Source organism: Streptomyces sp. NPDC056527 (genome assembly GCF_042794475.1).
Taxonomy (GTDB): Bacteria; Actinomycetota; Actinomycetes; order Streptomycetales; family Streptomycetaceae; genus Streptomyces.
On record NZ_JBHTTQ010000022.1, the window covers coordinates 14,255 to 28,644 of the forward strand.

15 protein-coding genes are annotated in these 14,390 nt (G+C 71.4%); 5 read left to right on the plus strand and 10 right to left on the minus strand.

Annotated elements, in window-relative coordinates; translation table 11 throughout:
• Positions 1 to 32: 32 nt before the first annotated feature.
• Both ACFQ7Q_RS14185 and ACFQ7Q_RS14190 read right to left on the minus strand, forming a co-directional pair.
• A complete protein-coding gene (locus ACFQ7Q_RS14185) occupies positions 33 to 788 on the minus strand; it encodes an ABC transporter permease (RefSeq protein WP_383554151.1) in 756 nt (251 codons plus the stop codon).
• A gap of 89 nt (positions 789 to 877) precedes the next feature.
• Entirely contained in the window at positions 878 to 1,858 is a 981-nt protein-coding gene (locus ACFQ7Q_RS14190) for an ATP-binding cassette domain-containing protein (RefSeq protein ID WP_383553971.1), read from the minus strand.
• Positions 1,859 to 1,971: 113 nt separating this feature from the next.
• On the opposite strand from ACFQ7Q_RS14190, the gene ACFQ7Q_RS14195 reads away from it, so the two are divergent.
• The 3 genes from ACFQ7Q_RS14195 to ACFQ7Q_RS14205 all read left to right on the plus strand — a co-directional run bounded on the left by ACFQ7Q_RS14195 (position 1,972) and on the right by ACFQ7Q_RS14205 (position 3,319).
• Positions 1,972 to 2,667 (plus strand): TetR/AcrR family transcriptional regulator, encoded by a 696-nt coding sequence (locus ACFQ7Q_RS14195; protein WP_383553974.1) that lies wholly within the window; start codon positions 1,972 to 1,974, stop codon positions 2,665 to 2,667.
• Between the two features lie 79 nt (positions 2,668 to 2,746).
• Positions 2,747 to 2,965 (plus strand): hypothetical protein, encoded by a 219-nt coding sequence (locus tag ACFQ7Q_RS14200; RefSeq protein ID WP_383553977.1) that lies wholly within the window; start codon positions 2,747 to 2,749, stop codon positions 2,963 to 2,965.
• A gap of 54 nt (positions 2,966 to 3,019) precedes the next feature.
• Complete coding sequence (locus tag ACFQ7Q_RS14205) at positions 3,020 to 3,319, plus strand: DUF6191 domain-containing protein (protein ID WP_383553980.1); 300 nt, start codon at positions 3,020 to 3,022, stop codon at positions 3,317 to 3,319.
• On the opposite strand, the gene ACFQ7Q_RS14210 is transcribed toward ACFQ7Q_RS14205, so the two are convergent.
• Positions 3,297 to 4,127 (minus strand): class I SAM-dependent methyltransferase, encoded by an 831-nt coding sequence (locus tag ACFQ7Q_RS14210; protein WP_383553983.1) that lies wholly within the window; start codon positions 4,125 to 4,127, stop codon positions 3,297 to 3,299. The two genes, ACFQ7Q_RS14205 and ACFQ7Q_RS14210, sit on opposite strands and share 23 nt — an antisense overlap.
• 62 nt (positions 4,128 to 4,189) lie before the next feature.
• Here ACFQ7Q_RS14210 and ACFQ7Q_RS14215 point away from each other — a divergent pair, with 62 nt between their 5' ends.
• Positions 4,190 to 6,055: a S9 family peptidase gene (locus ACFQ7Q_RS14215; protein ID WP_383553987.1), complete on the plus strand. Its 1,866-nt coding sequence runs from the start codon at positions 4,190 to 4,192 to the stop codon at positions 6,053 to 6,055.
• 22 nt (positions 6,056 to 6,077) lie between these two features.
• A complete protein-coding gene (locus tag ACFQ7Q_RS14220; RefSeq protein ID WP_383553990.1) occupies positions 6,078 to 6,818 on the plus strand; it encodes an SURF1 family protein in 741 nt (246 codons plus the stop codon).
• A 384-nt stretch (positions 6,819 to 7,202) separates the two neighbouring features.
• Here ACFQ7Q_RS14220 and ACFQ7Q_RS14225 read toward each other — a convergent pair whose 3' ends face one another.
• The 7 genes from ACFQ7Q_RS14225 to recR all read right to left on the minus strand — a co-directional run bounded on the left by ACFQ7Q_RS14225 (position 7,203) and on the right by recR (position 14,363).
• Positions 7,203 to 8,759 (minus strand): hypothetical protein, encoded by a 1,557-nt coding sequence (locus ACFQ7Q_RS14225; RefSeq protein WP_383553993.1) that lies wholly within the window; start codon positions 8,757 to 8,759, stop codon positions 7,203 to 7,205.
• Positions 8,756 to 9,343: a SigE family RNA polymerase sigma factor gene (locus ACFQ7Q_RS14230; protein WP_376434958.1), complete on the minus strand. Its 588-nt coding sequence runs from the start codon at positions 9,341 to 9,343 to the stop codon at positions 8,756 to 8,758. Before ACFQ7Q_RS14230 ends, ACFQ7Q_RS14225 begins: the two co-directional genes overlap by 4 nt.
• 449 nt (positions 9,344 to 9,792) lie before the next feature.
• On the minus strand, positions 9,793 to 10,884 hold the full coding sequence (locus tag ACFQ7Q_RS14235; protein ID WP_383553996.1) for an aspartate-semialdehyde dehydrogenase: 1,092 nt from the start codon (positions 10,882 to 10,884) through the stop codon (positions 9,793 to 9,795).
• A gap of 7 nt (positions 10,885 to 10,891) precedes the next feature.
• Positions 10,892 to 12,163: an aspartate kinase gene (locus ACFQ7Q_RS14240; protein WP_329118906.1), complete on the minus strand. Its 1,272-nt coding sequence runs from the start codon at positions 12,161 to 12,163 to the stop codon at positions 10,892 to 10,894.
• Positions 12,164 to 12,373: 210 nt separating this feature from the next.
• Positions 12,374 to 12,640 (minus strand): tetratricopeptide repeat protein, encoded by a 267-nt coding sequence (locus ACFQ7Q_RS14245; protein WP_383553998.1) that lies wholly within the window; start codon positions 12,638 to 12,640, stop codon positions 12,374 to 12,376.
• Between the two features lie 419 nt (positions 12,641 to 13,059).
• Complete coding sequence (locus ACFQ7Q_RS14250) at positions 13,060 to 13,722, minus strand: DUF5063 domain-containing protein (RefSeq protein ID WP_383554001.1); 663 nt, start codon at positions 13,720 to 13,722, stop codon at positions 13,060 to 13,062.
• Between the two features lie 41 nt (positions 13,723 to 13,763).
• Positions 13,764 to 14,363 carry a recombination mediator RecR gene (gene recR / locus ACFQ7Q_RS14255; protein WP_356888252.1) on the minus strand — a complete coding sequence of 200 codons (600 nt, stop codon included), beginning with the start codon at positions 14,361 to 14,363 and terminating at the stop codon, positions 13,764 to 13,766.
• Positions 14,364 to 14,390: the final 27 nt, after the last annotated feature.

Below are 14,390 nucleotides of genomic sequence, written 5' to 3' on the forward strand. Positions count from 1 at the left end.
TTCGGCCTGATCCAAACGAAAGACCCTAGACGTCAGCGGGTGGCCTCGCGGTTGAAGGCCGAGCGGGACCAGAAGTAGCCGACCAGGGCGAGCCCCGCGCACCAGGCGAGCGCGATCCAGGCGTTGTTGCCGATCTCGGTGCCGAGCAGCAGTCCCCGGAGGGTCTCGTTGATCGGGGTGAAGGGCTGGTACTCGGCGAACCAGCTCAGTCCGGTCGGCATCGAGTCGGTGGTGACGACGGCGCTGCCGAGGAAGGGCAGGAAGGTCAGCGGCATCGGCGCGTTGCTCGCCGCCTCGACCGTCTTGGCACCCATGCCCATGGCGGCCGAGATCCAGCTGAGGCCGAACGCGAGGAACAGCACCAGACCGAGCGCGGCGAGCCATTCGACGAAGGTGGCCTCCGGCCGGAAGCCGACCGCGAGGGCCACGCCGACGACGATGACCAGGATGACCGTCACCTGGATCAGGTTGCCGAAGACATGACCGGTCAGCACCGATCCGCGGGAGATCGACATGGTCCGGAAGCGGTTGACGATGCCTTCGGTCATGTCGGTGCAGACGGACACGGCGGTCGAGATCGAGCCGGACGTGACGGCCATCAGGATGATGCCCGGCGTGACGTAATCGGTGTACGCGCCGAGGTCGCCCGCGAGCCCGATGCCCTCGCCGAGCGCGCTGCCGAAGACGAACACGAAGAGCAGCAGCATCAGGACCGGCATCGCGACGATCGCGATCGTCATGGACGGATAGCGCAGCTGGTGCTTGAGATTGCGGCGCAGCATCGTCATCGAGTCGCGCAGCGCGTACGACTTCGGCTTGCCGTTCCCGCCCGTGACCGCGCTCGCGTTCGGGTTCGTCCTCGTGATCGTGTTCGTGCTCATCGGGCGTTCTCCTTCGGGGCGTTGGCGGAGCCGGTCAGGGCGAGGAAGACGTCGTCGAGGTCCGGGGTGTGGACGGTGAGGCTCTCGGCGGGGACGGAGGCGTCGTCCAGGACGTCGAGGACGGCGCGGAGGGTGGGAAGGCTGCCGTCGCCGGCGATGCGGAGGGTGAGCTCCTCGTGGTCCGCGGCGGATCCGGCGAAGAGAGCGGCCGCGGTGGCGAGTCGGGACTCGTCGGCGAAGGCGAGGCGGATGTGTCCGCCCGGGATGCGGCGCTTCAGCTCCTCCGCCGTTCCTTCGGCGACGAGGCGGCCGCGGTCCAGGACGGCGATGCGGTCGGCGAGTTGGTCGGCCTCTTCGAGGTACTGCGTGGTGAGGAAGATGGTCACGCCCTGCTCGGCGACCAGGCGGCGGATGATCTCCCACATGGTGCGGCGGCTGCGGGGGTCGAGGCCGGTGGTGGGCTCGTCGAGGAAGATGATCCGCGGTTCGCCGACCAGCGTCATGGCCAGGTCGAGCTTGCGCCGCATACCTCCGGAGAAGGTGGAGACCGGCTTCCTCGCCGCCTCGGTGAGCTCGAAGCGCTCCAGGAGCTCGGCGGTGCGGCGTCGGGCCTCGCGGCGGTCGAGGTGGTGCAGGTCGGCCATCAGGAGCAGGTTCTCCTCGGCGTTCAGGAGACCGTCCACCGCCGCGAACTGGCCGGTGACGCCTATCGACCGGCGCACGCCGTCGGCCTGCCGGGTCAGGTCGTGGCCGGCGACCCGGGCCTGGCCGCCGTCGGCGCGGACGAGGGTGGAGAGGATCTCCACGGTCGTCGTCTTGCCGGCGCCGTTCGGACCGAGCAGCGCGAAGATCGTGCCCTCCTCGATCCGCAGGTCGATCCCGTCGAGGACCAGCTTCTCCCCGTACGACTTCCGCAGCCCGACGGCCTCGATGGCCGTGGCCGGTGCGGCGATGGTCGTGGCCGTCACTGTGGTCACCCCTCACTTTTACGGTGTTCAACTGCGCTGACTTGAACACCGTAAAAGACGACTCGGGCAGTGCGCAACCCCCGAGTTGAACACCGTGCAAGAAAGTCGGCTACGCTGAGTCCATGCCGCGTGAGACCTTGACCCGAGACCAGATCGTCCGAGCCGCCGTCGAGCTGCTCGACAGCGAGGGCATCGACGGACTGAGCATGCGCAGGCTCGGCCAGCGGCTGGGTTCGGCGGCGACGGCCATGTACTGGCATGTCGGCAGCAAGGAGAGCCTCGTCGTGCTCGCGGCCGACTCGGTGTGGAGCGAGCTGACGTTCCTCGACCCTGCCGAGGTCGGCTGGCGCGCCGCCGCCCGCGCGCTCGTGCACGACACGTACGCGCTGGGCAAGCGCCATCCCTGGCTCGTCCCGGCGATCAGCTCGCACTTCGTCTACGGCCACGGCATGGCCCGCTTCCAGGACCACTCGTGCGCGATCTACGAAGCGGCCGGCTTCAAGGACTGGGAGCTCGACTGGGCGGTCAACTCCGCCTTCACCTTCGTGGCCGGCACCCTGCTCGTCGACGCGACCGAGGCCACGATCGCCACCGCGCAGGCCCCCCGGGGCAAGGGCGACGAGGGCAAGCCGGCGCAGAGCGTCACCGAATGGGCGTACGGGATCGCGTCCCAGTACCCGCGGCTGCGCGCCCGCATGGAGGCCCAGCAGAGTGTCGACCCCGCCGCGGTGATGAGCGAGAAGTTCGAGTTCGGTGTGGAGGCCATCCTCGACGGCCTCGAAGCCCGGCTCCGCACCCACGCGCCCGACAGCGCCTGAGCCGCGGGGCCGCCTGCCCCGGACCCCGATCGGGGGCCGTCAGGTGGCCCGGTGGGGCGCGGTCCGGTCCCCTGGGGACATGCACCCCCTCCAGACAGCCGCCGAGGCGGCGGCAACCGTCCCCGCCGAGGTCGTCTCCGACTCCGGCCCGTCCGTCCTCGCCCTGGGCCTCGGCGCAGCCGCGCTCGCCGGCGCGATCGGCACCGCCGTCGTCCGCAGCCGTCTGTCGAAGACGATCACCGGATCGCACCGGCAGACGCCCCCGGCCGGTTCGGCGTCGGACACCCCCCGCGGCTGACACCGCCTGCGCGAGCCCTGCCCTTTCCGGCCGGCATCCCGGACAATGAGCGGCATGGAGTTCGCCGTGTTCGTGACGCTGCCGGGGCTGGTCATCCTGCTGACCGTGGTCGCCTTCGCCGACCAGATCCTGCGCGCGACCGGGCTCGGCCGACGCAGCGGCCAGGTCTCCTCGACCGGCTTCGAGCAGCTGCACGCCACCTTCTCGCAGGGCAAGCAGAACGAGCTCAAGGAGCGGCAGAGCGCGCTCGTGCTGCGGGACGACGAGGAGGACGGCGCGCCGCCGCACCGGTCCACGGTCGACCTGGCCGGCGGCCGCGCGGTGATCCGCGTCAGCGCGGGCGGGACGCCTTGAGCGAGTACATCAGCGGGATCCGCGGCCGGTCGGCCGGGAAGCGGTAGTACCCGTCCTCCTGCCGCTGGAGCGTCTCGTACCGGGAGTAGAGCGAGACGTCGTGCTCGTGGAGGAACTCGATGCGCAGCCCCGCCTTGGCGACGGCCGTGACGACCTCGCCGACCGGGTGCACCCACTCCACGCTCCGGTTGTGGACGGTGGCGGCCTCCATGTCCGCGTACGTGCCCGAGCTGGTGTCCACCCACGGTTCGCGTACGAAGTAGTCGTTGACGATCCGGCTCCCCGTCTCGTCGTCGAGGGAGTCGGTGATCGGATGGAACTCGGCGACGTACAGGAATCCGCCCGGGGCGACGAGCGAGGCGGCGGTCTCGGCCCAGCGCTCGATGTCGGGGAGCCAGTTCAGCGCCCCGGTGCCGGTGTAGACGATGTCGTACGAGGAGTCGGGGACGGCCTCGGCGGCGTCGTACGCGTCGGCGGCGACGAACGCGGCCCGGTCCGCGGACAGGCCGAGGTCGGCGGCGAGCGAGCGGGCCGTCTCGACGGCGGGCTCGGAGAAGTCCAGGCCGACGACGTGCGAGGCTCCGCGCCGGGCCCAGGACAGGGTGTCCAGGCCGATGTGGCACTGGAGGTGGAGGAGGGAACGGCCGGTGACGTCGCCGACCTCCGCGAGCTCGAAGTCGCGCAGCGCCTCCTTGCCGGCCCGGAACGCGTCGAGGTCGTAGAACTCGCTGGCGGCGTGGATCGGGACTCGTTCGTCCCAGCGGGCACGGTTGGCCTCGTGCCAGTCGTCGGGCGTCGGTGCGTACATGCCCGGGAGGTTATCCACAGGTTGCGGACGATGCGAACGGATTGTCGGCGGACCGGAGCATCATGGGGGCCATGACTGAGACCAATGAGATCGCAGACCGACCGGGTGACAGCGCCGACGGCTCGGGCCCGTCACCGGAGATCCCGGTGTGGGAGCAGCGGTTCCGGGCGCCGCGGGTGTCCCTGCCCGAGTGGGCCGAGGAGGCACCGGACCGCTCGCTGTTCGTGTCCAACGCGACGGGGACGTACGAGCTGTACGCCTGGGACCGGGCGACGGGCGAGCAGCGGCAGGTGACGGACCGGCCGAACGGGACGACGGACGGCACGCTGTCCCCGGACGGGCAGTGGATCTGGTGGTTCTCGGACACGGACGGGGACGAGTTCGGGGTGTGGATGCGCCAGCCCTTCGGCGGCGGCGCGGACGAGCCCGCGGTGCCCGGGCTCGCGGCCTCGTATCCGGCGGGACTCGCGATCGGCCGCGGCGGCACGGTGGTCGTCGGCCGCTCGACGGACGAGGAGGGTTCGACGGTCCATCTCGTCCGCGGCGACGCGGCGCCGGTGGAGATCTACCGGCACCGGGAGTCGGCCGGCGTGGGGGACCTCTCGCACGACGGCTCGCTGATCGCGATCGAGCACACGGAGCACGGCGACGCGATGCACTCGGCCCTGCGGGTGCTGCGCGCCGAGGACTCCTCGGTGGTGGCCGAGCTGGACGACTCCAAGGGCGGTACGGAGGAGCTGGGCCTCGCGGTGCTGGGCTTCGCGCCGGTGGACGGTGACACCCGGCTGCTCGTCGGCCATCAGCGACGGGGGCGCTGGGAGCCTCTGCTGTGGGACGTGACGACGGGCCAGGAGACCGACCTCCGGCTCGATCTGCCGGGCGACGTGTCGGCGGAGTGGTACGAGGACGGCACGGGTCTGCTGATCGTGCACAGCTTCGAGGCGCGCAGCGAGCTGTGGCGGTACGACATCGCGACGGGCGCGCTGGTGCGGGTGGAGACCCCGGCCGGTTCGGTCTCGGAAGCCACGACCAGGCCGGACGGCACCGTGGAGTACCTGTGGTCCTCGGCGGCGCAGCCGCCGGTGGTGCGCTCGACGGACGGCGGGATCGTCCTCGACCCTCCGGGCGCGAAGGCACCGGGGTCGGTGCCGGTGGAGGACGTGTGGGTGGAGGGGCCCGGCGGCCGGATCCACGCGCTCGTGCAGCGGCCGGCCGAGGGCGAGGGGCCGTTCCCCACGATCTTCGAGGTGCACGGCGGGCCGGCCTGGCACGACAGCGACGCCTTCGCCTCGGCCCCGGCGGCCTGGCTCGACCACGGCTACGCGGTGGTCCGCGTCAACTACCGCGGCTCGACGGGTTACGGCCGGGAGTGGACGGACGCGCTCAAGCACCGGGTCGGCCTGATCGAGCTGGAGGACGTCGCCGCGGTCCGCGAGTGGGCGGTCGCCTCGGGTCTCGCCGACCCGGCGAAGCTGGTCCTGTCGGGCGGCTCGTGGGGCGGGTATCTGACGCTGCTGGGGCTCGGGACGCAGCCGGACGCCTGGTCGGTGGGGCTCGCCGCCGTCCCGGTCGCGGACTACGTGACGGCGTACGAGGACGAGATGGAGGCCTTGAAGGCGCTGGACCGGACGCTGTTCGGCGGCTCGCCTGAGGAGGTGCCGGAGCGGTTCGAGGTCTCGTCCCCGCTGACGTACGTGGACAAGGTCACGGCCCCGGTCTACATCTCGGCGGGTGTGAACGACCCGCGCTGCCCGATCCGGCAGATCGACAACTACGTGGACCGGCTGGCGGCCCGGTCCGCGGTGCACGAGGTGTACCGGTACGACGCGGGACACGGCTCCCTGGTGGTGGAGGAACGGATCAAGCAGGTCCGTCTGGAGCTGGCCTTCGCCGCGCGTCACCTGGGGACCCGCCCGGTCGCGGGGTGAGGCGGCTGCGTACCGTGGAGGGGTGTACCGGTTCCTGAAAACGCCCCGCTGGTGGGGGATCAACGTCTTCGTCCTGCTGGCGATCCCGTTCTGCCTGTTCATGGGGACCTGGCAGATGGGCAAGTTCGAGGACCGCGTCGACTCGCACCGGGAGGCGGAGCAGGCCCCGGACCCGGGCACGCTGAGGACCGAGCCGCTGGACGAGCTGCTGCCGGTGGACAAGCAGACGTCCGGCCGGCACGCGGAGGCGAGCGGCCGGTACGGGGAGCAGTTCCTGGTACCGGACCGTGAGCTGGACGGCCGGCGTGGCAGCTATGTGCTGACGATGCTGAAGACGGACGGCGGCAAGTCCCTGCCGGTGGTACGGGGCTGGCTGCCGGCCGGTGCGAAGGCACCGGCCCCGCCGTCCGGCGAGGTCACCGTGGTGGGCGCCCTCCAGGCGTCCGAGAACGCGGGGACCAAGGGCGTGCACGCGGCGGGCGGGCTCCCCGAGGGCCAGCTCGGCATGATCAGCGCGAGCGCCCTGATCAACCTGGTCACCGACGAGGTGTACGACGCGTGGGTCACGGTCGTGGACTCCCCGGCCGGGCTGACGCCGGTCCCGGCGGCCGCCGCGGCGGGCACGTCGCTGGATCTGAAGGCGTTCCAGAACCTCGGCTACACGGCGGAGTGGTTCGTCTTCGCCGGCTTCGTGATCTTCATGTGGTTCCGCCTGCTGCGCCGCGAGGTGGAGGCCCAACGGGACGAGGCGCTGGGCCTCTAGCCGGGCGGCCCGAGGCGCCTGGCGCATCTCGAAGCCCGGCGCCCGCGAAGGCGGGTGCCCGGGAAAGGCCGGCGGCCGAGAAGCGCGGCGCCTGCAAAGGTGGGTGCCCGGGAAAGGCCGGCGGCCGAGAAGCGCGGCGCCTGCAAAGGTGGGTGCCCGGGAAAGGCCGGTGCCCAGCCTGGCCGCCCCGCGGCCCGGCACGCGAGAAGTCCCGCGCCCTCGAAGCCCGGCGCCTGCAAAGGCGGGTGCCCCGGCAAGGCCGGCGCCCAGCCTGGCCGCCCCGAAGCCCGGTGCCCAGCCCGGCCGCCTCGCAAAGCCCGGTGCCCCGAGGCTCGGGCGCCGACTCCCGGGTCTCGGGGCACCGGTGGCCCCTGTGGGGCGTCCCTAGGACGCGTCGAGGACGCCCGTGCGGTAGATCGTGCCGGCGCAGGCGTTCGGGATCGTCGTGGCCGCCTGCGGGCCGCCCGCCTCCGCGGTGTGGCTGACCGCGACACTGCCGTCCGCGGGCGTCCCCTCGGTGCCGAGCTGAGTCCCCGCGCCGTCCGCTTCCGCGCCGTTGCCGGTCGACCCCGTCGCCCCCGCGGACGTACCGCCCGCGCCGTCCGTCGTGGTGCTCGGGTCCGGCGAGGGGTTGACCGTCGGGCAGGTCTCCTTGGGGACCCAGGCGAACTTCACCTCGTACGCGTTGTCCGGCTTGAGGACCAGCGTGGGCGACTCCTGCGAGGGGTCGGGAAGGCCGCTCGCCGCGTCGCCGGCCGTGTGCGCCACGACCGAGATCTTGGAACCGTCCGCCGCACCCAGGGCCTGGAAGCCGACGCTGCCACCGCCGCTCACCACGCACTCCTTGCCGGAGACGTTGGCGATGCGGAAGGTGCCGTAGACCTTGCCCTCGGCGTCCGGGCCGCCCGCCTGCGCCGAGCTGACGCCCAGCTGCCCAGCCTCGCACGCCGGCGAGGACGAGTCCGGCAGGGAATCCTCCGGCGGCGTCGAACCGGTGCCCGCGCCGCCCGACTTCCCGGCCTCGGACTGTTCGGGCTTGCCCGCGCCCTCGGCCGCGCCCTGGCTCGGGCTCGCGGCGCCGGTCGGCGTGCCCGCGGTCTGCTGACCGCCCTCGACGCCCGTCTCGGTGCCGGTGCCGCCCTGGGCCTGCTCGCCGTGGCCGGCGTTCACGGCCTGGTCGGCGGTGATGCCACCCGAGTTGGCGACGTGCACGAAGGCGGGGACGGCCGTGCCGATCAGCACCGCGGCCGCGGCGAAGCCGACGATGGCCTGACGCTTGCGGGTGCGCCGTACGGGCACCGCGCGGCGCAGGTGGTCCAGCGCGCCGTCGGAGGGGTGAAGGTCCGCCACGGCGCCGTGGAGCAGGCGCCGCAGCGCAAGCTCGTCGCCCGCGAAGGAGGAGTTGCCCCCGAAGAGGTCGGCACCCTTGAGCAGGCCGCCCGCGGCCCACTCGTCGCCGGGCGCACCGGCGCCGGGCACGCCGCTGTCGGACGCCCTGTGGTCGGACGCCCAGTTGCCGAAGGCCGCGCTGTCGGAGGCCCTGTCGTCGGACAGCCTCCTGTCGGACAACCCGCTGCCGGGCGCACCACCAGTTGAAGTCCCACCGCCGGTCGCCCGGCCATCGGACGCCTCGACCTCGGAGACCCCGCCGTCGGACGTCCCACCGCCGGTCGCCCGACCATCGGACGCCCCGCTGCCGGAAGCACCACCGCCGGTGGCCCGTCCATCGGAAGCCCCACGGCCGGTCGCCCCGCCGTCGGACACCTCAACCTCGGACGCCCCGCTGCCGGTCGCCTGACCGGCGGTCGCGTCACTCTCGGGCGTCCCGCTGTCCGGCCCGTCGTTCACAATGCCGTGTCCCATGTCGTCGCGACGCTCGTCGGGCAGCCCGCTCGTCGCATCGGGGCCCTTGTCGTCCGGGCCCTTGCCTTCGGAGCTCATGCCGTCGCCTCCATCGCGACGCGCAGCGCCGCGATGCCACGCGAGCCGTACGCCTTCACCGACCCCAGGGATATGCCGAGCGTCTCGGCGACCTGTGCCTCCGTCATGTCCGCGAAGTACCGGAGCACCAGCACCTCACGCTGCCGCCGCTGCAGCCCGCGCATCGCCTTGATGAGCGCGTCCCGCTCCAGCTGGTCGTACGCGCCCTCTTCCGCGCTCGCCATGTCCGGCATCGGCTTGGACAGCAGCTTGAGTCCGAGGATGCGGCGGCGGAGCGCGGAACGGGACAGGTTGACGACCGTCTGACGCAGATACGCCAGCGTCTTCTCGGGGTCCCGGACCCGGTTGCGGGCGGAGTGGACGCGGATGAACGCCTCCTGGACGACGTCCTCGCAGGAGGCCGTGTCGTCGAGGAGCAGCGCGGCCAGGCCGAGGAGCGAACGGTAGTGCGCTCGATACGTCTCGGTCAGGTGATCGACGGTGGTGCCCGCGGCCACGATGCCTTCAGCGCTCTCGCGCGGCGAGGGGATGCCGATCACACCGGACGTCCGGGTGCCGGTGGGCACGGGAGCGATCACCGGCATGCCGCCGGCCGGACGCGGGCGCGTGAGCGGGCGCGCCGAGGCGCCGCGTACGGGGGCTGCGAGCCCGCCCCGCAAGGGGACGACTGCCGCGCCTCGGAGCGGGACGACCGCTGTGATGTCGAGTACCTCTGCCACGCCTGTTGGACACGCTTCCCCCCGTCAGGGTTGTACGAGTACGCCACCGTTTTTGACGGTGAGCCACTTGTCATCATGCGTACCCGATCTTCCCCAATGCCCCGTTTTAACAGCACCTCATGCGATACACCACCAGAGCGCACGCAGAGACGCGGCCCACCCAACTACCGGTTGCGGCAAGCGGGAAGAGCATCGTCGAACATGCCGTCACCCCAGTTCAAGGGGCATCCGACGCCGACTTGCTCACAGGGTGTTCACAGATGCTACAAACTCCAACGATCTCGTGTCGCCGATTTCCGGACACTCGGGGACGCTCAGGGGCGCTCGCGAACATCCAGATGGTCTGGACCATTGGGGCGCTCCGGGCGAATGATCGACTCCGCGATCTGTACGGCGTTCAGCGCCGCGCCCTTGCGGAGGTTGTCGCCGCAGACGAAGAACTCGAGCGCACGCTCGTCGTCCATCGATCGACGCACCCGCCCCACCCAGACCGGATCCGTGCCCACGACATCGGCGGGCGTGGGGAAGTCGCCCGAGGCCGGATCGTCGTAGAGGACCACACCCGGCGAGGTCGCCAGGATCTCGTGCGCCCGCGCGACGCTCACCGGCTGCTCGAACCGCGCGTGGACGGAGACGGAGTGCGCGGTCACGACCGGGACGCGCACGCACGTGGCCGCCACCGGAAGCCCGGGAAGGTCGAGGATCTTGCGCGTCTCCTCACGGATGCGCAGCTCCTCGGAGGACCAGCCGTCCTCCCCCAGGGACCCGGACCAGGGCACCACGTTGAGCGCGACGGGACCGGGGAAGGGCCCGGTGTCGTCACCGACGGCCCGCCGTACGTCGCCGGGATGGTTGCCCAGCTCGGTCCCGGCCACCAGCGACAGCTGCTCGCGCAGGGCCGCCACACCCGCCTGCCCGCCCCCGCTCGCGGCCTGCTGGGCGGTCACCACCAGCTCACCGACCCCGAACTCGGCGTGCAGGGCTCCCACGGCGACGATCAGCGCCAGCGTGGAGCAGCCCGGGCTCGCCACGATGCCCCGCGGCCGTACCCGTGCGGCGTGGGGATTGATCTCCGGGACGACCAGCGGCACGTCCGGGTCGGCCCGGAACGCGGCGGAGGTGTCCACGACCACCGCGCCCTTGGCGGCGGCGATCGGCGCCCACCGCGCCGCGATGTCCTCGGGCACGAGGAAGAGGGCGAGGTCGACACCCTCCAGGACGTCCTCGCTCAGCGCGAGGACCTCGACCTCCTCCCCGCGCACGGCCAGCTTGCGGCCGGCCGAATGCGGGGAGGCGACGAGTCGGATCTCGCCCCAGACGTCGGCGTGCTGCGACAGGAGCTGGAGCATCACCGCACCGACGGCCCCGGTCGCTCCCACGACCGCGAGCGTCGGCTTGGCGGTCATCGGTTCGTCACCGGCCGGTGCCGCCGTAGACGACGGCCTCGTCCGAGTCGCTGTCGAGCCCGAAGGCGGTGTGGACGGCCGTCACGGCCTCGTTCACATCGTCCGCACGGGTGACCACCGAGATGCGGATCTCGGAGGTCGAGATCAGCTCGATGTTCACACCGGCGTCGGACAGCGCCTGGAAGAAGGACGCGGTGACGCCCGGGTTCGTCTTCATACCCGCGCCGACCAGGGAGATCTTGCCGATCTGGTCGTCGTAGCGCAGCGAGTCGAAGCCGATCGCGCCCTTCGCCTTGTCCAGGGCGTCCATGGCCTTGCGGCCCTCGGCCTTGGGAAGCGTGAAGGAGATGTCCGTCAGACCGGTGGAGGCGGCGGACACGTTCTGCACGATCATGTCGATGTTGATCTCGGCGTCCGCGACGGCCCGGAAGATGGCCGCGGCCTCGCCCGGCTTGTCCGGCACACCGACGACGGTGATCTTCGCCTCGGAGGTGTCGTGGGCGACGCCCGAGATGATGGCCTGCTCCACCTTGCGGTCCCCTTGCGGCTCGTTGCTGACCCAGGTGCCCTGCAGCCCCGAGAAGGACGAGCGGACGTGGATCGGGATGTTGTATCGGCGTGCGTACTCGACGCACCGGTGCAGCAGCACCTTGGAGCCGGAGGCGGCGAGCTCCAGCATGTCCTCGAAGGAGATCCAGTCGATCTTCTTCGCCTTCTTCACCACGCGCGGGTCGGCCGTGAACACACCGTCGACGTCGGTGTAGATCTCGCAGACCTCGGCGTCGAGCGCGGCGGCCAGCGCGACGGCCGTCGTGTCGGACCCGCCACGCCCCAGCGTGGTGATGTCCTTCTTGTCCTGGGACACGCCCTGAAAGCCGGCCACGATCGCGATGTTGCCCTCGTCGAGGGCGGTACGGATCCGCCCCGGCGTGACATCGATGATGCGCGCTTTGTTGTGGACCGAGTCGGTGATGACACCGGCCTGGCTGCCCGTGAACGACTGGGCCTCGTGGCCCAGGTTTTTGATCGCCATGGCCAGCAGGGCCATGGAGATCCGCTCTCCGGCGGTCAGCAGCATGTCGAACTCACGCCCGGCAGGGATCGGGGATACCTGCTCGGCGAGATCGATCAACTCGTCCGTCGTGTCGCCCATCGCGGAAACCACGACGACCACCTGGTGGCCGTTCTTCTTGGCATCCACGATCCGCTTGGCGACGCGCTTGATGCCTTCGGCATCGGCAACGGAGGAGCCTCCGTACTTCTGCACGACAAGGCCCACGTGCGCTCCTCGCTCAGTCTCTGCCGCAGTCATTACTGCGGTCGGCTCAGTTTAACGAGCGGCCCGGAATCGCCGACCGTATATCAGATCCTGAGATGTCCCGCTCAGGAAGTGATCTCGGCCGAACGCCCGGGCCGCCCATGGGACTCCGTCTGCCCGGGAGAGCCGGTGGTACGCAGGGGTGTGGGCGGCCTCACACACGGAAGGCGGTCAGCCCGGTGGCCGTACGTGCAGCAGGTGGACGGTGAAGGGGTGCTCCTCCCCCAGCGCCCGTACGGCGTCGGCGACCACCGCCTCGAAACCGGCCGCCGCCCGCTCGACCTCTCCCACGGCCTCGTACAGCCGGACCAGGTTCAGTCGCGAGGTCAGTGTCTCCGGGTGGTCCGGACCGAGCAGCCGCCCGCGCTCACCGAGCGTCGTCTCGTGCAGCGTCACCATGCCGTGCGCGGCGAGCCGGCCGACCGCGCGCCGCACCACGGGCGCCGGGCCGAGCCGGTCGAGGAGCTGCCGGGGGATCCGGTCGGGCCCCCCAGGCGAGGACCCGCAGGATGGTCCCGGTGAGCGGATCGACGGCCACGAGGCGGTCGAGAGTGAGCCGCCAGGTCCGGGCGACGGGCTGCCGCCCGTCGCCCGGTGTCTCGTACAACTCACCCGGGTATCGACGGAGTTGGTCGAGGTACTCGGCGGGCGTCGTCCGGGTCTCGGCGCAGTAGGCGGCGGGCCTGGGCGACGGCGAGCGGCAGATGGCCCAGCGTGGCGCAGACCGTCCGCACCTGGGCGGCGTCCAGGGAGGTGCGTCCGTTGACGGCCCCGGTGACGCCAATGCCGGTCCACAGCAACGTTCTTGACCGTCCCCCACCTGCCATGCCCCCCTGATGGCAGGAAGGCGGCAGGCGCTACTTCTTCAGCGTGCCCAGCCCCAGCGGGCCCGCGATCTCCTCCGCCATGACCCGGCCCGCCTCCTCCGCGAGGTCGTCCTCGGTCAGGTCCTCGTCCGTGTCGAGGCCGTCCAGGGCCGCCAGCGGCTGGTCGAGACGGACGTGCGCGACGAGGGACTGCAGCGCCCGCAGGGTCGCCGAGGCCGTCGGGCCCCAGTTGGAGAAGTAGGAGAACTGCCACCACCACAGCGCCTCGCTCACGCGCCCGGCCCTGTAGTGGGCCAGCCCGTGCCGCAGGTCGGTGACGATGTCGGCGAGGTTGTCGGAGATCCGGGCCGGAACCGGCGCCTTGCGCGGCTCGTACGGGTCGAAGACCTCCGAGAAGACGTCCACCGGGTCCAGCATCACCGCGAACCGCTCGCGCAGCTCGTCCACGTCCGGCTCGGGACCCGTGTCGGTCTCGTACCGCTCGTCCGGGACGATGTCCTCGTGCGCGCCCAGGCGGCCGCCGGCGAGCAGCAGCTGGGAGATCTCCAGGAGCAGGAACGGCACCGCACTGTCGGGCTCGTCGCCCTTGGCCACTTCCGTGGTGGCCACGATGAAGGACTCGATCGAGTCGGCGATCTGGACCGCGAAGTCGTCCGGATCCTGCGTGATCGCGTGCAGTGTGGCGTCAGACATCGCGAGTGCCTCCTTCGGGCGCGGGCGTGCGAACCCTGTCGTCATACATCTAGCAGTCGCCGCCCCTCGAAGGCACGCCCCAGCGTGACCTCGTCGGCGTACTCCAGATCGCCGCCGACCGGCAGTCCGCTCGCCAGACGCGTGACCTTGAGGCCCATGGGCTTGATCATCCGCGCCAGGTACGTCGCGGTGGCCTCGCCCTCCAGGTTCGGGTCGGTCGCGAGGATCAGCTCGGTGACCGTCCCGTCCGCCAGCCGCGCGAGCAGCTCGCGGATGCGCAGGTCGTCCGGGCCGACGCCCTCGATCGGGCTGATCGCGCCGCCGAGTACGTGGTAGCGCCCGCGGAACTCGCGCGTCCGCTCGATCGCCACGACGTCCTTCGGCTCCTCGACGACACAGATGACCGACAGGTCCCGGCGTGGGTCGCGGCAGATGTTGCACTGCTCCTGCTGTGCCACGTTGCCGCAGACCGCGCAGAACCTGACCTTCTCCTTGACCTCCAGGAGCGCGTGCGCGAGACGGCGTACGTCGGTGGGCTCGGCCTGGAGGATGTGGAAGGCGATCCGCTGCGCGCTCTTGGGACCGACGCCGGGCAGCCTGCCCAGCTCGTCGATGAGGTCCTGAACCACGCCTTCGTACAACGGAACGCCCTTCTGAGAAGTGCTTGA